The organism is Kineosporia sp. NBRC 101731 (genome assembly GCF_030269305.1).
Taxonomy (GTDB): domain Bacteria; phylum Actinomycetota; class Actinomycetes; order Actinomycetales; family Kineosporiaceae; genus Kineosporia.
In genome coordinates, this window is the sequence record NZ_BSTC01000005.1 from 95,540 (window position 1) to 115,042 (window position 19,503).

General features: G+C 69.3%; 15 protein-coding genes. 7 read left to right on the forward strand and 8 right to left on the reverse strand.

From position 1 onward, the window contains the following. The first annotated feature begins 39 nt into the window (after window positions 1–39). Window positions 40–1,011: an aldo/keto reductase gene (locus QSK05_RS16000; protein WP_285598010.1), complete on the forward strand. Its 972-nt coding sequence runs from the start codon at window positions 40–42 to the stop codon at window positions 1,009–1,011. Between the two features lie 146 nt (window positions 1,012–1,157). Here the strand turns inward: QSK05_RS16000 and QSK05_RS16005 are convergent, their stop codons facing one another. Beyond that, complete coding sequence (locus QSK05_RS16005) at window positions 1,158–2,135, reverse strand: alpha/beta hydrolase (protein WP_285598011.1); 978 nt, start codon at window positions 2,133–2,135, stop codon at window positions 1,158–1,160. Window positions 2,136–2,169: 34 nt separating this feature from the next. Here QSK05_RS16005 and QSK05_RS16010 point away from each other — a divergent pair, with 34 nt between their 5' ends. Next, window positions 2,170–3,768, forward strand: coding sequence for a sensor histidine kinase (locus QSK05_RS16010; RefSeq protein ID WP_285598012.1), 1,599 nt, complete (start codon window positions 2,170–2,172; stop codon window positions 3,766–3,768). Window positions 3,769–3,892: 124 nt separating this feature from the next. On the opposite strand, the gene QSK05_RS16015 is transcribed toward QSK05_RS16010, so the two are convergent. Further along, window positions 3,893–4,849: an AraC family transcriptional regulator gene (locus QSK05_RS16015; protein ID WP_285598013.1), complete on the reverse strand. Its 957-nt coding sequence runs from the start codon at window positions 4,847–4,849 to the stop codon at window positions 3,893–3,895. A 114-nt stretch (window positions 4,850–4,963) separates the two neighbouring features. Between QSK05_RS16015 and QSK05_RS16020 the strand changes: the two genes are divergently transcribed. Beyond that, window positions 4,964–5,779 carry an alpha/beta fold hydrolase gene (locus tag QSK05_RS16020; protein ID WP_285598014.1) on the forward strand — a complete coding sequence of 272 codons (816 nt, stop codon included), beginning with the start codon at window positions 4,964–4,966 and terminating at the stop codon, window positions 5,777–5,779. A 488-nt stretch (window positions 5,780–6,267) separates the two neighbouring features. On the opposite strand, the gene QSK05_RS16025 is transcribed toward QSK05_RS16020, so the two are convergent. Next, window positions 6,268–9,126 carry a methyl-accepting chemotaxis protein gene (locus QSK05_RS16025; protein WP_285598015.1) on the reverse strand — a complete coding sequence of 953 codons (2,859 nt, stop codon included), beginning with the start codon at window positions 9,124–9,126 and terminating at the stop codon, window positions 6,268–6,270. Between the two features lie 129 nt (window positions 9,127–9,255). Here QSK05_RS16025 and QSK05_RS16030 point away from each other — a divergent pair, with 129 nt between their 5' ends. Together QSK05_RS16030 and sodN are read left to right on the forward strand one after the other, a co-directional pair. After that, entirely contained in the window at window positions 9,256–9,804 is a 549-nt protein-coding gene (locus QSK05_RS16030; protein WP_285598016.1) for a flavin reductase family protein, read from the forward strand. A gap of 69 nt (window positions 9,805–9,873) precedes the next feature. Further along, window positions 9,874–10,272: a superoxide dismutase, Ni gene (gene sodN, locus QSK05_RS16035; RefSeq protein ID WP_285598017.1), complete on the forward strand. Its 399-nt coding sequence runs from the start codon at window positions 9,874–9,876 to the stop codon at window positions 10,270–10,272. 4 nt (window positions 10,273–10,276) lie between these two features. Here the strand turns inward: sodN and QSK05_RS16040 are convergent, their stop codons facing one another. Next, complete coding sequence (locus QSK05_RS16040; RefSeq protein WP_285598018.1) at window positions 10,277–11,281, reverse strand: Clp protease N-terminal domain-containing protein; 1,005 nt, start codon at window positions 11,279–11,281, stop codon at window positions 10,277–10,279. A 139-nt stretch (window positions 11,282–11,420) separates the two neighbouring features. Continuing rightward, entirely contained in the window at window positions 11,421–13,247 is a 1,827-nt protein-coding gene (locus QSK05_RS16045) for a glycosyl hydrolase family 28-related protein (RefSeq protein WP_285598019.1), read from the reverse strand. Window positions 13,248–13,470: 223 nt separating this feature from the next. Here QSK05_RS16045 and QSK05_RS16050 point away from each other — a divergent pair, with 223 nt between their 5' ends. Beyond that, window positions 13,471–15,036: an Atu4866 domain-containing protein gene (locus QSK05_RS16050; RefSeq protein WP_285598020.1), complete on the forward strand. Its 1,566-nt coding sequence runs from the start codon at window positions 13,471–13,473 to the stop codon at window positions 15,034–15,036. A gap of 25 nt (window positions 15,037–15,061) precedes the next feature. Here the strand turns inward: QSK05_RS16050 and QSK05_RS16055 are convergent, their stop codons facing one another. Next, entirely contained in the window at window positions 15,062–16,027 is a 966-nt protein-coding gene (locus QSK05_RS16055; RefSeq protein ID WP_285598021.1) for a TerC family protein, read from the reverse strand. 124 nt (window positions 16,028–16,151) lie between these two features. Here QSK05_RS16055 and QSK05_RS16060 point away from each other — a divergent pair, with 124 nt between their 5' ends. After that, a complete protein-coding gene (locus QSK05_RS16060; protein WP_285598022.1) occupies window positions 16,152–17,138 on the forward strand; it encodes a Clp protease N-terminal domain-containing protein in 987 nt (328 codons plus the stop codon). On the opposite strand, the gene QSK05_RS16065 is transcribed toward QSK05_RS16060, so the two are convergent. Both QSK05_RS16065 and QSK05_RS16070 read right to left on the reverse strand, forming a co-directional pair. Further along, window positions 17,103–17,816 (reverse strand): response regulator, encoded by a 714-nt coding sequence (locus QSK05_RS16065; protein WP_285598023.1) that lies wholly within the window; start codon window positions 17,814–17,816, stop codon window positions 17,103–17,105. The genes QSK05_RS16060 and QSK05_RS16065 overlap by 36 nt on opposite strands. Next, window positions 17,816–19,438, reverse strand: coding sequence for a sensor histidine kinase (locus tag QSK05_RS16070; protein WP_285598024.1), 1,623 nt, complete (start codon window positions 19,436–19,438; stop codon window positions 17,816–17,818). Before QSK05_RS16070 ends, QSK05_RS16065 begins: the two co-directional genes overlap by 1 nt. Between the last annotated feature and the right edge of the window lie 65 nt (window positions 19,439–19,503).

A 19,503-nucleotide genomic window follows, 5' to 3' on the forward strand; every position in this document is an offset into this window, starting at 1 on the left:
CGCCTGTGGACATCCAACGGTGGAAGGAAACGTTCGAGCATGGAGTACACCCGTCTTGGCCTCTCCGGGCTCAAGGTCAGCCGGATCGCGCTGGGCTGCATGAGTTTCGGAACGCCCGAACCCGGTGCCGGCTGGCCGCTCGCGCAGGACGCCGCTGAGCCCCTCTTCCGGCGGGCTCTCGATCTGGGCATCACGTTCTGGGACACGGCGAACGTCTACCACCACGGCACGTCGGAGGAGTTCACCGGCCGGGCCCTGAAGAAGTACGCCCGGCGCGACGACATCGTGCTGGCCACCAAGGTGTTCTTCCCGGTGCACGAGGGGCCGGGCGGATCGGGTCTGTCGCGCAAGGCGATCATGGAGCAGATCGACGCCTCGCTGACCCGGCTGGGTACCGACTACGTGGACCTCTACCAGATTCACCGCTTTGACCCGCAGACCCCGGTCGAGGAGACGATGGAGGCCCTGCACGACGTGGTGAAGGCCGGCAAGGTGCGCTATCTCGGCGCCTCGTCGATGTGGGCCTGGCAGTTCTCGAAGTTGCAGTACACGGCCGATCTTCACGGCTGGACCCGGTTCGTGTCGATGCAGAACCAGTACAGCCTGGTGCAGCGGGAGGAAGAGCGGGAGATGTTCGGCCTGCTCGCCGATCAGGGGGTGGGCAGCATCCCGTGGAGTCCTCTGGCCAAGGGCTGGCTGGCCCGGCCGTGGAACACCACGACCTCCCGTACCGGTACCGACGACCTGACCCGGCGTTACAACGAGGAGGCTTCGCACAGGCCGATCGTCGAGGCGGTCGAGCAGGTGGCGGCCGCGCGCGGTGTGCCGATGGCCCAGGTGGCCCTGGCCTGGCACTTCACCAACCCGTCGGTGGCCGCACCGATCGTGGGCCCGTCCACGGCGAAACACCTGGAGGACGCGGCGGCCTCGGTGGACATCCAGCTGACGGACGACGAGGTCAAGATCCTCGAGCAGCCCTACACCCCGCGCCTGCCCAGCGGTTTCAGCTGACCCCTCCGCCCTCTGTTCGTGATCATGCAAAATCTTCCCGGCGTTCTAGAACTGTTCGGCTGAGAGTTCTAGAACGCCGGGGAGTGGGGGCACCTCCCGGCCGAAGGCTGGGGGATTTGCATGATCACGGAGGTTTTTGGGGGGTGTCAGGCGGGGGAGGGGTGGGCTTTCAGCCAGGCCTCGATCACCTCGTAAGCCCTCTCCCGCACCGGTGGCAGGGACAGGAGAACGTCGTGGCGTGCGTCCGCAATCGGCACCACGGTGGTCTCACCACCGAGACAGCCCGCCCAGCGGGCGATCTGGCGCACGTCGAGCACTCCGTCGCTGCGGTCGCTGGCCTCGGTGTACTCGGGCCCGAAGTTCGACGTGTCGGAGCGCAGCACCAGCGAGGGCACGCCGATGTCGAGGCCGCGGTGCAGCTGGGCGTGGCCCCGCCGGATCGCGTTGAGCCAGCCCGCGGTCACCGGGAAGCCCTCGAGCGGTTTGAGGGCGATGTCGAAGTCCCATTCGCCGCTGACACTGGTGTGAAGCGTGCTGCCGTAGATGCTCGGCGGCAGGCTGAACACGCGGAAGGGGCTGGTGCGGGCCAAGATCCGGAGCATCCAGGTGCCCGGTCCGCGCAGGGCCGCCCGGCCCTGGAGATCGAACCACGGGCTGTTCAGGATGACGCCGACCACGGGGGTGTTCACGCCGGTGCGCCGCTTGCGGTCGAGGTACAAGGGGACGATGAGCCCTCCCGTCGAGTGGGCGAGGAGGGTGACGGGAGTGCCCGGGTGATCCTGTTCGATCAAGGCCAGCGCCTGATCGAGCTCCGCGTCGTACTGCTGCAGGTCGGCGGCGTAGTGCGGGGTCTGGCCCGGCGTGCGCGCCCGCCCGCACTTGCGCAGGTCCAGCGCGTAGACGGCGAGGCCGCGGGCCGCGAACCAGTCGGCCATCTGCGTCTGGAAGAAGTAGTCCGAGAACCCGTGCACGTAGAGCACCGCCCCGCGCACCTCCTCGTCCGCCCGGGGGGTGCGGCGGACCACGACGGCCCGGACCTCGCCCTCACCGTCCGGATCGGTGCCCAGCATCAGCGTGTGCTGCTCGTAGCCGTCGCCGAGGAGATCTCCGGTCCAGGAACTCATCTGCTGATCATCTCTATCCGTACGCTGGGACCTGATGGAACTGCTGAGGCAAAAAGTAGACACTGCGGCTCGGGCCGTGCGCCGGGCGGGCTGGCTCCGGGTCGTCTACGAGGCCGCCCTCGCCCTGTTCTGCGCCTTCACCGAGGTCGTGCTGTGCGCCGCCTACGCGCCCACCCAGCAGAGTCTGGTCGTGATCGGGCTCTTCGGCCTGGCCGGGATGTGCGCGGCGCTGGTGATCGTGCCGCTGCGTCGGCTGCGCCCGATGACCGCGCTGGGCCTGGGGGCGGCGCTCGGTCTGGTGCACTTCGGCACCGGCTTCATGCTGATCGTGCTCGCGGCCGGGGCCGGGTACCGCGCGCGGCGTGCGCCGGCGATCCTGCTCGGCTTCGGGTTCGTGCTGGTCATGAGCATGATCGGTGCGGTCGCCCAGACCGACAGCGGGCTGCTGTTCGGTCTCCTCGTCGGGGTGATGCTCTTCTGCCTGAGCGCCGTCGCGCCCGCCGCCGTCGCCGCGATGATCGCCCAGCGCCGTCTGCTCGTCATGACCATGCACCAACGCAACCTCGAGCTGCACCAGGAACGGCTGCTGGTCGCCGGCCAGGCCCAGGCCCGTGAGCGCAACCGGATCGCGGCCGAACTGCACGACTCCCTGGGCCATCGCCTGACGCTGATGTCGCTGTACACGGGTGGGCTGTCGCAGTCCCTCGTTCCCGCCGGGGCGAGCTCAACGACGTCCACCATGACCGCTACCCCACAGGTGACCGAGGCGCTCAGCCTGCTGCGCGACACCTCCGCGCAGGCGATGGGGGAGCTGCGGCAGATTCTGCGGATCCTGCACCAGGACGGTTCGGTCGAGGCGGGGCGGTCACTGGACGAGGTGGAGGCCACCGTCGCCTCGGCGCGGGCGACCGGCACCCCGATCGAGCTGGTGCGCAGTGGCGAACCCCGGCCGCTGAACCTGCTGGCCGAGCACGCCGCGTTCCGGGTGGTGCAGGAAGGGCTGACGAATGCGCTGAAGTATGCCGGGGGAGCCTCGGTGAAGGTCGAGGTGCGGTTCGAGGACGACGCGTTGTTCGTCGAGGTGCGCAACCGTCCCGGGCGCTTCTGGGAGGGTCCGAGTACCGGCCAGGGTTTGCTGGGGCTCGCCGAACGCGTGCGGCTGGCGGGTGGCGTGTTGTCCCACGGGCCGGTGGACGCCGGTGGCTTCCGTCTGGGGGCCCTGCTGCCCTACGAGTCGGAGGTCCCGGAGACGATGCTCGACCCGGGCGACTTCCCGCAGGAGATCCGGCGCAGCGGCCGCCGGCAGCGCAACGGGCTGATCGCGGTGGTGGGTGCGCTGGGCGTGGCCCTCGTCGCCGCGGTCGGGGCCTACGTGACCGCCGGATCGCCGGAGCCGTTGCCGGAGAACGTGTTCAACTCGTTCCGGGCGGGTGATGACGAGGTCCGCACGCGCGAGCTGCTCCCCACCGCCCCCCTCGGCTCGCGCACCACCGACCAGGGCGCGTCCTGCGAGACCTATCTGGCCGACCTCTCCGTGCAGCCGGAGAGCGGCGGCGAGGTGCGCTACGAGGTCTGCTTCCGGGGCGGGGTGGTGGACAGCAAACGCGTGCTCCAACCGCGGGGGAGCGGGTGATCGACCTTGCACCAGGCAGGACAAGGGAGGTCTCGGCGCCGTCGTACGTACGGATCTGGTGGCTGATCGGACTTGCGCGAGCGTCCGGAATTCTTGCTTTTCCGGTCTGGTGACCGGTGATCTGTCACACAGCGTGCCCGGTCAGGGCGGGCGTATCGGCGTTGCGGCGCTGCCCGCGGTAACGACCGGGGGAAATGCCGTGGATGCGCTTGAAGGCGTGGCTGAACGACGACTCGGTGGAGTAGCCCAGGGAGTGTGAGAGGGCGGCGATGGTGACGTCGTCCTCCGTGAGCGCGCGTTCGGCCAGGCGCATGCGCCAGTGCGTGAGGTAGGTCAGCGGGGGCATGCCGGCGGCCTCGCGGAAGCGCTCGGCGAACGTGGTGCGCGACATGGCGACGGTGCGGGCGAGGTCTTCGAGGGTCCAGTTGCGCTGCGGGTCGGCCTGCATCCGGTGCACGGCCGGGGCCAGGCTGGGCGTGGCCAGTACCCGCAGCCAGCTGGGCGGGCAGGCGGTCGGGTCGGCCAGGTAGCCGCGCAGCACCTCGACGAACAGCAGGCTCGCGTACTGCTGGGCGGCGAACTCGGAACCGCCCTGCTCATTCTCCATCTCGCCGAGGAGACGGTCGAGCAGCCAGCGCAGCGCCGGGGCCTGGCCGTCACTCGCCCGGATATGGGTGAGGGGTTCCAGTGCGGCCAGCAACAGTTCCTCGCCGCTGCGGTCGAGCGCGATGTGACCGCCGACCAGGGCCACGTCGGGTCGCTCGCCCAGCTGCACGGTCTGGCTGTTCCGGTCGTGGCGCCGGAACAGCGCCTCCCCGTCGGTGGGGCTCAGGCCGGGATCGCTGGACATGATCTGCCGCAGGTCACCGTGCACCACGGCGATGTCTCCCTCGGCCAGCCGGATCTGCCGGTCGGCACCGGGGACGGTCAGCCAGAACTCACCCCGGACCGGGGCGACGAGCATCAGCGGGGCGTGGGCCTGCAGCGTCAGCGACCAGGGCCCCTGGGCCTTGAGGGCCCGGGCGAGCACGCACCGGGCGTCGATCAGGGACAGGGCGGCTGACAGAGGGTCACTGGACACCTCCGTACTTTCGCGCAAGTTCCCCGAACTCTCAAGCACAGTCAGGGCGGCTCCTGACCGAGACGATGGAAGCGTCCCCCGGCACGTTCGACACCGCGAGAAAGCACGAGGCACATGCCCACCATCACCACCCCCGACGGCGTTGACATCTACTACGTCGAGCACGGCACCGGGCAGCCGATCATCTTCAGCCACGGCTGGCCGCTGAACTCCGACGCCTGGGCCCAGGAGCTCAAGGTCTTCGCCGACGCCGGCTACCGCGCCATCGCCCACGACCGTCGTGGTCACGGCCGCTCCAGCGCGACCACCACCGGCAACGACATCGATACCTACGCGCGTGACCTCGCGGCCCTGGTCGAGGCCCTCGACCTGCGGGACGTGGTCGTCGTCGGCCACTCCACCGGTGGTGGCGAGGTGGTGCGCTACGCCGCGCAGTACGCCGCCGGCCGGGTCGCGAAGGTCGTCACCATCGGCGCCGTCCCGCCGCAGATGGTCGCGAACGACGCCAACCCCGACGGTGTGCCGATCGAGGTCTTCGACGGTATCCGCGAGAGCGTGCTGAAGGACCGCTCGCAGTTCTGGAAGGACCTGTCCGAGTCGTTCTTCGGGGCCAACCACGGCCGTGACGTCTCCCAGGGCGCGAAGGACGACTTCTGGCGGATGGGCATGACGGCCGACCTGGTCTCTGCCTACGACTGCGTGAAAGCCTTCTCCGAGACCAACTTCGTCGAGGACCTGAAGGCCCTCGAGGTGCCGATCTTCATCGGCCACGGCGACGACGACCAGATCGTGCCGCTGGCCAACGCGGCCGAGAAGTCGATCAAGCTGGTCAAGGACGGCACGCTGAAGATCTACGCGGGCGCCCCGCACGGTGTGCACGGCGACTTCCAGCAGCAGTGGCAGAAGGACGTCCTGGCCTGGCTGGCCTGATTTCTTTCCTGATGTGGCCGGTGCGGTTAGCACCGGCCACATCGTCATTTCCAGACGAAGACGCGCAGCGGGAGCCGTCGCCCCGGGCGATCGTGAACCCTCGCCGGGCTGGTGTACACAACGCAGACCAGCCGCTCCGCCCTGGGGCTACAGCCGACCGGACCCGGCGGGTCACGAACGGGTGGCAGTCCGGGGCGCACTCACCCGAAATCCCGTGATCGTGGGCGTTCGGTACGGTCACGGTGGACCGAACGCACACGATCTGCAGCATGGCCCTGGCCGCAGTTCACTGACGGCGCAGTAACTTCGTCCACGGTGCGTGGACCGGGCCGTGCGCTCAGTCGGTTCGGGAGGCCCGAACGCCGTCCAGAGCCATGGTCAGGACGCGCTCGCGTTGTTCGTCGTCGGCGAAGGAGGATCCGCTGACCGCATCTGACGGGCAGCGGGACCGCAGCGGACGTGCGTCCCTCATCGACCGTCGTGCGGGCTCACGCGTAAGCGCCGAAGGACTCGTAGCCCCCGGGCTCCTCGACCGGGGGCTCGGGTGCGGGCTCGGGCTCTTCCGGCGCCGGCCCGGAGACCTCTTCCAGGTCGTCGATCAGGCGGATGATGTCGGCCACGAGCACCTGCTGGCCGCGTACCAGCTCGGCTGCGGTGTCGACGTTCTCGCGTACCTTGCCGACCGCGCCACCGACCTTGCCGAAGGCGGACTCGCCGCGCCGGGAGGCCTCGTAGCCGTGGTTGATATCCAGCCGGACGTCGTCCACCAGGCGGATGACCTCCATGGCGGCCTGGCTGGAGCGCTCGGCCAGGCGCCGGACCTCCTCCACGATCACCGCCAGGCTCTCCTTGGCGACCTGGTCGCGGCCCAGCTCGATCGACATGGTGAAGGCCGCCGCGTTGGACTGCCGTGCGAGATCGGCGAGGAACTGGGAGACCTCGCTGACGTGGTTGGCGGTGCGCTGGATCATGGAGAGCGAGGTCAGGGTGGCGGGCGCCGAGTTGGTGCCGGTCATGGCCTCGTCGTGGGCCTGGCTGAGCATCACGTCGGAGCGGGTACAGCGGGCCGCCACCAGGGCGGTGATCTCGGAGAGCTTCTGCGCGGTCTCGGACATCGCCCGGCTCTTCACCTGCAGGCGGTACTGAAGGCTGACGAAACTGCTGACGTCGTAGGAGTAGTGGACTACACGCAGAGGCTTTCCGTCGAGGTCGAGGATCGGGTTGTAGCTGGCCTGGATCCATACGTCGCGACCGTACTTGCCCTTGCGCTGGAACCGCCCGGAGATCAGCTCGCCCTTGCGCAGGCGCATCCAGAAGTCGCGGTACTCCTCCGAGGTGACGTACTCGCGGGAGCAGAACATGCTGTGCGGCTGCCCGAGCACCTCCTCGGCCGCGTAACCCATGGTGCGCAGGTAGTTCTCGTTGGCTGAAAGAGTCTTTCCGGAGAGGTCGAACTCGGCCACGGACTGGGCCCGGTCGATGGCCTCCAGCTTTCCGCCCAGGTCCACGCTGCGGGTCTTCTCCTGGGTGACGTCGACGGCGAACTTGACGATCTTGGTCGGGATCCCGTCGGCGTCCAGCACCGGGCTGTAGGTGGCGCGGATCCACACCTCGGCACCGGACTTGGTGACGCGGCGGTACTCGCCCCCGTCGTGCTGGCCGCGCCCCAGGCGTTCCCAGAACTGCTGGTACTCGGGGGCCTGGGCCTCGTCCGGGCGCACGAGCAGGCTGTGGTGGCGGCCGATGAGTTCCTCCGCCTGGTACCCGAGCAGATCGAGGAAGTTCTGGTTCGCGCCGATGATCTTCCCGGACGTGTCGAACTCGATCATCATCTGGGACCGGTTGATGGCCGCCATCTTCCCGGCGTAGTCGGCGCTGCGCCGCTTCTCCTCGGTGACGTCGAGCGCGTACTTGATCACTTTCCAGGGCCGGCCGTCCGGGTCGAGCACCGGGTTGTAGGTAGCACGCAGCCACACGTCGTCGCCGTAGCGCGAGCGGCGCCGGAACTCCCCGGTGACGAACTCGCCCCGCCGCAGCCGGCGCCAGAACTCCTCGTACTGCACCGGATCCTCGTCCTCGGCCAGGAAGATCCGGTGCTGCCGGCCGATCACGTCGCCCAGCTCGTAACCCATGATCATGAGGAAGTTGTCGTTGGCCGTGAGGACCGTCCCGTCCAGGCCGAACTCGATCACGGCCTGGGACAGGTCGATCGCGGCGACCTTGCCCTCGAACTCGGCCGTGCGGTTCTTCTCCGCCGTGATGTCGAGGGCGTACTTGACCACCTTCCAGGGCCGGCCGTCCGGATCGAGCACCGGGTTGTAGGTGGCCTGCAGCCAGATGTCGCGCCCGTCGCGCCCGACCCGGTGGAACTCGCCGGAGACGAACTCACCGGCGCGCAGCCCGGCCCAGAACTCCTGGTAGGCGGCCGACGCGGCGTACTCCGGGTCGACGAAGATCTGGTGGTTGAACCCGACCACCTCGGCGCGGTCGTAGTCCACGATCGCCAGGAAGTTGTCGTTCACGGCCGTGACCGTGCCGTCGAGCGCGAACTCGATCACCGCCTGGGACCGGTTGATCGCGGCGACCCGGCCCTCCAGATCGGTCTGCCGGCGCATCTCACCGTCGATGACCCGGGCGATCAGCACGACCCGGACGATGCGGCCGTCGGTGCCGGGGATCGGTACGTAGTGTCCGCGCAGCCAGACCGGTTCGCCCTGCCGATCGCGGCGCCGGAACACCCCGCCCGCGGACTGGCCGGCGCAGACCCGGTCCCACAGGTCGTGCAGGGCCGCGCTGTCCGCCTCCTCCGGTGAGCACAGCCGGGTGTGCGGCAGGCCGGTGAACTCGTCCGCCGCGTACCCGAAGCGTTCCAGGGCCCAGCGGTCGGCGGTGATGATCTCGCCCGAGGTGGTGAACTCGATCTGCATCGTGCCCTCGGTGAGGGCCTGGAGCTCGGCCTGCCACTCCGCCATCGCCGCGACCGTCTCGCTGAGGTCGCGCAGCATCAGCAGGGTGCGTGCCCCGGTCCGGGCGCGGTGCGACAGCCGGACGGCGCGCACGTGGTCCGGTGTCAGGGTCAGCGCCAGCGGGCGGTCCTGCGAGGCCCAGCCGGGACGGGGCTGCGCGTCGGGCAGGTTCTCCAGGGAGCGGCCCAGCAGTTCCTCGACGGTCGATCCGGTCAGCGTCTGAGGTTCGATGCCCAGGGCCTGTGCGGTCTGCCACGTCAGCGAGACGACACGCTGGGTGTCGGTGTCCACCACCAGCACCAGATACCCGGACAGCACGGTCTCGACACACGCAGCTGACAGCGCGGCCTCGTCCACCTCGAGAACCTCGGATTCACCCACGGAAGGTTGTCTCGACCCCTGGCCCCTCCTGGTTGAGCCGGGCCGGGCGGTCAGATGATCGCCGGCCCCTTGACCTCAAGCAGAGTTCAGGTCCTAGCGTGGGGCGGACGAGTACCTGGAGGCCCGTACATGACGTCTGCACGCCCCGATCCGAACGTTACGCCCGCCGCATCGCTCAACGAGCGCTTCCGGGCCGGCTTCCGGCGGCACGCCGCCGGTGTGAGCCTGGTGACCTGTGCCACGCCGGCCGGGCCGGTCGGCCTGACCGCGTCGAGCCTGGCCTCGGTCAGCGCCGTGCCGCCCATGCTGTCGTTCTCCGTGGCCCACAAGAGCTCCGCGGGCGCCGACCTGGTGGCCAGCGACCGGATCGGGGTGACGATCCTGGGGGAGGACGACGCGCTGGTGGCCGCGGCCTTCGCCCGGCACGGGGCCGAGCGGTTCACACCGGAGCAGGGCTGGGAGGACGGCGAGGACGGCCTGCCGGTGCTGAAGACCGCCCCGGTGACCATGTGGGGCCACCCGGTGCACGTGCTGCCCGCGGGGGAGTCATGGCTGGTCCTGGTCGAGGTGACCCGCGTGGAGTTCGGGCCGGCGGGCGGGCCGCTGATCTATCACGACCGGGCCTTCCGGTCGCTGCAACAGCTGCCCATCGTGCTCGAGCGCCCAGCCTCCGCTTGACCTCAACCGAGGTTGAGGTCCTAGCGTCCTGCGAACGAACCGGAACGTACCCGAAGACCGGAGACCACCATGCTTCTCGCCCCCACGCACGATGTCTCGGCCCACTGTGACCTGCCCTGCGGCGTCTACGACCCGGCCCAGGCCCGGCTCGAGGCCGAGTCGGTGAAGGCCGCCATCACCAAGGCCCTGGCCAGCGACGACGACGTGTTCAAGGCCCGTGCCCTGGCCGTCAAGGAAGAACGCTCCGACCTGGTCAAGCACCACCTCTGGGTGCTGTGGACCGACTACTTCAAGCCCCCGCACTTCGCGGCCTACCCGCAGCTGCACGAGCTGTTCAACGAGGCCACCAAGCTGGCCGGGGCCGGCGGAACGAAGGGTTCCTGGGACCCGGCGGTCGCCGACGAGCTGCTCGCGAAGATCGACGAGATCGCCGGGATCTTCTGGGAGACCAAGAAGGTCGCCGCCTGACCGCTCAGGAGGCCCGGAGCTGATCCGGGTCGACACCCAGTACCCGCAGCAGCCGCACGCTGCGGTTGGCGGGCTCGCTGATCAGGCGTTCCAGCAGCTCGGAGGTGTCGCGCGGCCAGTCCTGGCCCAGCAGCCGGCGCGGCGGCACCATGTCGTCACCCAGGCTGCTGTTGGCCATGGCCGTGCGCACCCGATCGTGATCCAGGCCGGCGGCCACCAGGGCCCGGGCGCCCTCGAACGTCTCCGTCGAGTTCCGCAGTAGCTGCGGATAGGCCTGTGCCACGGTGTAGGTCGTCAGGAGCGCGAGCAGCACGTCGTCGGTGCGGGCCTTCCCGCCGTCCCGGCGCTCGGCGATGTCGCCGGCCTCCAGCCGGACCCACAGCACCGCCTGTCCGGAGAAATTCTGCGGCAGCACCTTCACCAGCTGTGACAGCCAGAACTTACCCAGATCCCGCGGTACGTAACGACGGTGACCGGCCAGGGCGTCGCGGGTGGGCCGCAGTTCGGGCGGCATCGGGTCGTCCCGCCCGGGCACCTCGTCCCGGCGCAGGCCGGCCTCCAGCTGGTCGATGTCGACAGCCAGCTCGGTGAGCACCTGGACCGCGCGGCACTCGCGGTCGGCGAGCAGGGCCAGCAGCAGGTCGACCGGGGTGGCCCCGGTGGTTTCGCCGGCTCCGGTGTTCACGGACGCCTGCTCACGGCAGCGCTCCAGCGCGGCCCGCGCCGCGTCACTGACGTACACCGGCTTCCCGGCCAGATACTCCAGCTCCGGCATCTCGTGGCGGCCGGCCTCGGGCTGTGTGTCGTCGTCCGACCAGGCAGCCCGGCGCACGTGCCACAGCGTGAGGTCGTACGGCGCGAGAAACTCCTTGATCCGCTCGCGCGAGGCCAGACCGGCCAGCAGATGGTTGGTGCCGACCCCGTTCATGCCCCCGCCCTGGGCGTGGCCGTGGGACAGGGCCCGCCGCAGTTCCTTGTCGGCCGGGTAGTCCGTCGCCTGTGTCGTCATACGGACGATCCTCGACGAGAGGGGCCGTCCCGGGCGTCGGCCAGTGGTCGCATCCGGGCCGGTACGACGAAAGTGGTACGGCGCAAAGGGGCGCACCCCCGCTCGGGTCAGGGCCGACCGGGGGTGCGCGTTCGGGGGGTTAGGAAAGACTCCCGCAGGAGGAGGAACTGGTCGACCAGCCGGAGTTGCCACCCTCGTCGGTGACCGTAAAACCGCTCCCGCAGTCGTAGACCGGCTGGGCGGCGCCGACGTTCGTAGCGGTCACGTCTTTGAACGTGGCTGAACCGGGGGCCTGGAGCTGAAGGACGAAGGAGCCCGTGCCGTCGACGGTCACGTCGGAGAAGCTCACCCCGGTCACGCTGCCCTCGACGACATGGATCGCGGCGTAGGAGCTGTCGAGGATCGTGGTGTCGCTGACCTTGATCCGGGCACCGCTGATGCCCTCGTTCAGGCCGTCGAACCAGAGGGCCCCGACCCCGAACTTCCAGTTGCTGTCCAGGTTCCCGGCCCGGATCAGGGTGTTGCCGCTGAGGTCGAACGTGCCCTGTACCGCGGTCTTTCCCTGCACACCGGGATACCGGTTGCCCACGTGGATGCCGCCGCCGTTCACCACCGTGTCGGACACCACGTTCTTCGTGACGGTGATGTCCTGACCGCCGTAGATCGCGATGTTGTTCGCCAGAATCGGTGCCACCACGGTGTTCTGGGTGAAGGAGTTTCCGGCGTTGTCGTCGTCCTGCGCCCACATCGCCAGGCCGTCGTCACCGGTGTTGCGCACGAACGTGTTCTGCACCCTCGAGTTGGTCACGCCCTGGTGGAAGTTCACGCCGTCGGCCGTGGTGTCGAGGATCCGGCTGTTGCGCAGCGTGAAGTTGTCCATCGGGCCGTCCATCCAGGCGCCGACCTTGGTGTGCTGCATCCAGACGTTGTCCACGACGGAGTCGCTCATCGCGCCGCCGATCGCCTGCCGGGGCGCGCTGTCGTCGCGGTCGGTGGTCTCGCCGATGATCGCGAGGTTCTTCACCGTGACGTTCCGGCTGGGGCCGCCGTCGACGACGTACCTGCCGTAGAAGCCGACATTGTCGCCCGTCAGCACGCTGTGCCAGGGGCCGGCTCCGGCCACGGTGACCCCGTCCACGATCAGGTGGTCGGTGACCTTGAACGTGCCTTCGGGCACCCACACCGACTTCCCCTGGGAAGCCCCGTCGTACAGCGCCTTCTGGATCGCGGCGGTGGCGTCGGTGCGGCCGGTGGCGTCGGCGCCGTAGTCCCTGGCCACGTCGAGAGCGCCCGCCGGGGCCTCGCCCGCCTCGTCCACCATCTCGAAGTCGGCCAGATCAACCGTGAAGGTGGGGGATTCGCTGATCGAGGTGACGCTCACACGCACCTTCGAGCCGGCGGTGAGGGTCTTGCCGAAGAGGGTGCGGGCCTCGTCGTAGAAGTGGTGCGGGTTCTCGCCCGGGGTGTTCGTGAACGGATAGGCGCCGTAGAACCAGCCGTACCGCGAGGTCAGGCCGAGATCCGTGAGCCGGTCGCCGTCGGTCTCCACCGCCACGCTCGTGTCGCGGCCGGTGCCCGCCGCGTTGTCGGGCAGGCTGTAGCGCAGCACCATCGAGTTGGCGTCGGCGGGCAGGGTGAACTCGACGTACTCGCCCACCGCGTCGAGCGTCACCGCGCGGCGGCCGGAGGCCTCGGAGGGCAGCGTGCCGTAGGTGCGGCCGGGGCCGATCATCGTGCCGTCGGTCGCGGCGTCCTCCGCCTCGACCTCCTGGAACGGTACCTGCGCACCCCGTCCTTCGACCCCCACCGGTGAGATCGCGGAATGGGAGGACGTCGTGGTCGCCGCGGTCTCGTCGGTGCCGTTCCCGGTCTCCTCGGCGGCGGTCGCGCTCATCGCGGCGATGCCGGCCGTGAGCAGGCCCGCGGCGGCCACGGCCGCCGTGGACCGGCGATGGATGCTCTTCATGAAGGTAATTCCTTGCGTCAGGGTGCTCGGAACTGTACAGATGAATGAAAGTTATTGGCAAGAAAGCATTTTTATGGGCAAGGGATTCGCACTGCCTTGATTTTCGGTTAGCGCGGAGGGTTTTTCTTGAGGGTTATTTAGCTACTGGGCGAAAGTTGCTTTATGGGTGGGTGGGAGTGGCGCACCCGCTGTGCCGGGAACGCGATGTGCCTGGGGTCGCGGTATGACCGACGGGCGCATCGCCTCGGTGGGAGGGGTGGTGGTGACCCGTGGGGGAGTCGAGGTGTTCCTGGAGCCGCGGCCGGAGGGGGACGCGCGGCTGGGGGCCTGGGTCGACCGCACCGGACATCTGCATCAGGAACTCGATGCGCGGGGCCGGTACGACGAGACCCGGGCGGGCCGGCGTCACGCCTGGAAGGGCGGTACCGGGTCCGGGGGAACGGGTCGTCCATCTCGACGACACCGGATTCTGGGCTTTCGGGGAGTTCGCCGACGCGGAACTGCATCACGCCGGTTACGTCATGAGTCCCGGGGAGTAACGACCGGTGAAATAATCGCCCGGGTGTTCGGCGCAGACCACGGTGTTTTCGTGAACCGGCACACCTGTGCTTATCGTGATCCGGACATGATGAATTCTTTGACGGCCGAGCGCCATGACCAGGTGCTGGGCACCGGTCTGAACGTCGTGGTTTTCAGGATGGCCGAAAGTCCCGCCTGCCGGCAGTTCCAGCCTGAGCTCGACGACCTCGTCAGACGCCGGCCGGAGATCGCGGTGTGGACGGTCGAGGCGATGAAGGAACGCGCGCTCTCCACCCGTCATCATCTGAAGGCCCTGCCCAGCATCGTCATCTATCGCGACGGGCTGCCCTGCCGGCGGTTCGCCGGGGCGATGGCGGCCGACGCGCTGTCGGACGCGATCGACGAGGTGGCCGTCGCCGACATGGGCGAGGAGCATCAGGACTGGATGCTCTGGATGGCCGAGACCGGTGAGGCCGGTTCGCCGTACATCGATGGCCAGGCCTCGGCAGATCCGGGCGAGGTGGGTACTCCCGGTGGCCTCGACCACTCGGCGTCCCGGCGCCCGGATTCCCGCGGGCAGGCCGTGGAGCTGGACCCGGTGGTGCCTTCCCGGCCGGGAGTCCCCATGACGGAAGGCGTGGGCGAACCGCTCGCGCCGATGATGCCGGCCGCCTCGATGAGGCCGGCCAGGCCGATGAGGTCGGCGATGGCGGCCACGCTGGCCACACCGATGGGGGCTGTCGTACCCGCCGGGGCCGGGTTCGCACCCCGGCGAACGGATGACCCCGTTTCGGGTAGAAATCTGGAATCCCTCATGAATTCGGCCACGATCGCCTGGTACGCCGGGGATGCGGCTACAGCTATTCGCGACTTCACTACTCTTCTCGAGATGGATCCGACATCGGAACAGGTCCTGAGCTCGCGAGGGCAGGTGCTGGCCGACAACGGAGGAGGCGTCACTGCCGTGAAAGACCTCGACCGGGCAATCGCCGGATCGATCGACGAATTCTCCGCGGCCTATGCGCGATCGGCCCGGGCCCTGGCCCTGGCCCAGAGCGGGCGGCACGACGAGGCCGACATCGACATGGCCGAGGCGCTCGCGGTCACCCCGAACAGTGCGTGGGCGCATTTCCGCAAGGCCCGCATCCTGTTGCTGCGCGGTGATCTCGCCGGCATGGACTCCGCGTTGCGCCGGGCCATGGAGACGGCCGAGCCGCCCCTGACCGAGCACCAGCGGGCGATGGCGCAGGCGTTGCTGCAGCTGACCTGACCTGACCTGACCTGACCTGCGCAGACTAGGGTTTCCGGGCGGACGCGGCCAGGCTGGCCACCGTGGTCACGACCAGCGTCCCGATGATGACCGTCAGGGACAGCCAGATCGGGATCTCGCCGCCGAAGGGAGCCCAGTCCGCCCAGTGGTACTCGTGCATCGCGTGCAGCACGAGCTTCACACCGATGAAGGCCAGGATGAACGACAGGCCCAGCGACAGGTAGATGAGTCTCTGCAGCAGCCCTCCGATGAGGAAGTAGAGCTGCCGCAGGCCCATCAGGGCGAAGACATTGGCGGTGAAGACCAGGTACGGCTCCTGGGTGAGGCCGTAGATGGCGGGGATCGAGTCGAGGGCGAAGAGCAGGTCGGTGCTGCCCAGGGCGATGATGACGAAGAGCATGGGCGTGATCAGCCGTTTCCCGTCCCGCACCACGGTCAGGGCCCGGCCCTCGAAGTCGTCGGTGGAGGGGAAGCGGCGGTTGACGAAGCGCATCAGGGCGTTCTCGGTGACCTCGTCCTCCTCGTCACCGTGATTGCGGTAGTCGGCCACCAGCTTGGCGGCGGTGTAGACGAGGAACGCGCCGAAGATGAAGAAGACCCACGAGAACCGGCTGATCGCGGCCGCGCCCACGGCGATGAAGACCGCCCGGAACACCAGGGCCAGGATGATGCCGATGGTCAGGGCGTACTGCTGGAGATGGCGGGGCACGCCGAGTTTCCCCATGATGATGAGGAAGATGAACAGGTTGTCGACCGACAGGCTGTACTCGGTCAGCCAGCCCGCGAAGAACTCACCCGCGTAAGCGCTTCCGGCGGTGGCCCAGACACCCAGGCCGAAGATCACCGCCAGCGCCACGAACACCGTGACGGCGATGCCGGCCTCGCGCATCGACGGTTCGTGCACGTTGCGCCCGATGACGAACACGTCGAGGCCCAGCACGGCGATCAGCACGATCGCGGTGATGACCCAGGTGTACAGGTGAACGTCCACGATCGGGTCAATCGGCAGCCGGACGGGTCGCCTTCACCCCGACCCGCGGGTACGACTTCCGTCGTACGGCGGTGTAGACGGATGGGCGACGCGTCCGCGGGTGCTGCCGCAGCAGGATCAGGACATGACGACGACGGCCCGCGCACCCTTCCCCGGCAGCGACGAGTTCAACCAGATCTGGACCCGTGCCTTCATCCACGCCGACGAGAGTGTCGGCACCCACCACCTGCTGCGCGGCATGATGCACAGGCAACCCGTGCGCGACGCGCTGGACGCCTACGACATCACCGAGCAGGTGCTGCGCGGACTCGTCCAGCAGGAGGCGGACGAAACCGGTGACGTCGGGCGGATGCTGGCCGTCACGGTGGAGCCGACGCAGTTCTCCTCCGCTGCCGCGGCCGCCCTCGACCGTGCCCAGGACAGCGCCTCGGTGACGGGCCGGGCCGACCGCAGCCCGGTCGACGTGCTGCTGGCGATGCTCGGGGACTCGCAGTGCCGGGCCACGGGCATCCTCGCCGAGTGCGGCGCCGACATCGCCGAACTGCGCGATGCCCTGCGCGAGGGACGGGTGCCGGCCCGCCACGAGCGACTGCCCGCCTCCCTGCACCGGACCCGCGACGCCCTGATCGGCCGGGTCCGCTACGAGCCCCAGGGCCGGGGCGTGGTGCGCTGGCTGCGGAAGGTCGTGCTGAGCCTGGCCGACCAGAACCTGGCCGCGAACCCGGTGTTATGGGTCCGGCTGGAGGCCGCCGAGCTGGCCCGGGAGAAGGGCCGCCGGCTGAGTTCCGACGACGTGCTGCTGGCGCTGCTCACCACCCACCAGGTGGCCCTGGCGTACCCGCACCTGGTGGGGGGCGGTCAACACCGCTACGGCGGCGGTCAGGCGCTGGCCGCCGCCGGGCTCGACCACGACCACGTGCGCGACACGATGGCCGTCACCGACCTGGGCCGCGACGCCCTGCCCCCGCCGGCCAGCTTCGGCGACTGGCCGCAGGACACCCGCCAGGTGCTCGAGCGGCTGGTCTGTGTGGAGGGAAACCGCAGCGCCCGGCTGCTGAGCGCCCTCGGCGTCGGCCTAGTTCCGGACCACACCCAGCCGATGTGCGATTAGGGCTGCCTGCACCCGGTTCTCACACCCCAGCTTGGTCAGCACCCGGCTCACGTGGGTCTTCACCGTGGCTTCGCTGATCCACAGCTGCGTGCTGATCGCGGCGTTCGAGAGGCCCTGCGCCACGAGCACCAGCACCTCGCGCTCGCGGGCGCTGAGCTCCCGCAGACCCTTCTCGGCGAACTCGGGCAGCTCGATCCCGGGCGCGGGTGAGGCCTGGGTCGACGCTCGGGGCGACGCGGCGGGCGTGGGTGCGTTCAGGCCGTCGAGCAGCTGACGGGTGACCGCGGGGGAGAGGAACGCGTCCCCGTTCGCCGCCGCCCGCACGGCCCGGGCCAGGTCCTCGGCCGCCGCGTCTTTCAGCAGGAACCCGGCCGCCCCACCGGCCAGCGCCCGGGTCACGTAGTCGCTCTCGCCGAACGTGGTCAGGATGATGACCACCGCCTCCGGCCAGCTCTCGCGCAGCCGGATCAGGGCGGTCAGGCCGTCGGTGCCGGGCATCTGCACATCCATGAGCACCACGTCGGGCCGGTGCTCGAGGGCCTTCTCGACGGCCTCGGCGCCGTCGCCGGCCTCCCAGGCGACATCGATGCCCTCCACCATCGACAGCACGAACCGGATCCCGCCGCGCACCAGGGCGTCGTCGTCCGCGATCAAGACCCGTACCGGTGCGTCCGTCATCAGGTTCCCTCCGTGCGTACCCGTTGCTTGCTCACCAGAACGTCATCCTCATAACAGAATTCGTAGTTGATCTCGTAGTCTTCGTAGTCCGGTTGCTCGGAGATGTCGCCCGCGTAGGTCTCGCAGCGCTCCCCGTTCTCGGTCACCCGGGCCGACACCTTCTGGTCGTCGGTCAGCAGATGACGCAACCGGTCCTGGTCGTCACCCACCCGGATCGACCGGTACACACCGATGTCCACCGGCATCGGCGCGGGAATCGTCACTACCGCCCCGATGCACGAGCCCAGCGACAGCACCAGCGCCGCGATCACCGCGACCAGGCCGATCCGCTGCCGCCGGCTGCTGCGCCGGATGTCCTGCGGGAAGTCACCGGTCTCGGCTGTTCTGACCGGCGTCGGTACATCGGCCCCGTACGGGAGCATCGCCCCCAGACGGAAACCACCGGCGTCCACCGGCCCGTGGGACAGCACGCCACCCGCCAGCCGAACGCGTTCGGCGAGCCCCAGCAAACCCTGCCCGCTGCTCGGCCCGACGTGTGGGCGCCCGTCGAGATTGCGGACCTCGACGAACAGCGCGTCGTCCTCGTACCGCACCTCCACCCGAACTGCCGCCCCACTGGCGTGTTTCAGGGCGTTCGTGAGCCCTTCCTGCACCACCCGGAACGCCGCGTGCTCGGCCAGCAGCGTGAGCGGGCGGGGTTCGCCCACGCGCACCAGCTCGATCGGGGTACCGGTCTGCCGCGCGGCCGTGACCGTCTGCTCGACCTCACCCAGCGTGCGGGCGCTGCCGGTGACCGACTCGTCCTGGTGCAGCACCTTGAGAATCTGCCGCAGCTCACCCATCGCCTGGGCCGAGGTGTCCCGTAGGAGCCCGACGGCTTGGGTGCTTGAGGACGTCGGCCCGCTCGCCGGCGTGGGTGTCGCGCTCTGGGTTTCGCTCTGGGCCAGCCCACCCGCGTACAGCGAGATCAGCGTGAGGCGGTGGCCGAGGGAGTCGTGCAGCTCGGCGGCGATCCGGTTGCGCTCGCGGGCCTGGGCCTGCCCGGCCACGAGCAGTCTTTCCTGATGCAGTTCGAGGTTGCGCTGATGCATGGTCATCACCAGCAGACGGCGCTGGGCGATCATCGCGGCGATCGCGCCCGGCAGCACGGCGAACGAGGCGAACGTGGTGACCGCGATGAGTACCGCTCCGCCCCGCCCGAGTTCCTGGTTCTCGGGCTGGAGCAGGATCCCGGCCAGGCTGGCAGCCAGTGCGATCAGGTAGCCCCCGACGATGGCCAGGGGTTTCTTGGCCCGGTAGCCGGTGGAGGCGCTCAGCACGGCGACGAGCAACGTGATGCCTCCGGCCGGGATGCTCGCGAGTGAGCCCAGCACCAACGCGGTGACGGGGCGCGTGAGCCGCAGCGGAACCAGGATCAGGGAGGACAGTCCGGCACCGATCGCCGCCAGCACCTGGGCGGCGGTCGGCGTTTCGCCGGGGCTCCAGATGATGACGGCACTGAAGTTGACGGCGCTGCAGAGCAACACCAGGCCGCACTCATACACGACCCGGCCGGCGCTCGCCCCGCGAACCGCCTTCCACCAGGTCGCCAGGGTCCGGGTCACGGCTCTCAGGGCTGCCATCGCACCACGAGCCTAGGGCATGGGGGTAGCTCACCGGGTGCCCCAAAGTGCTCCGTGGGAGTCAC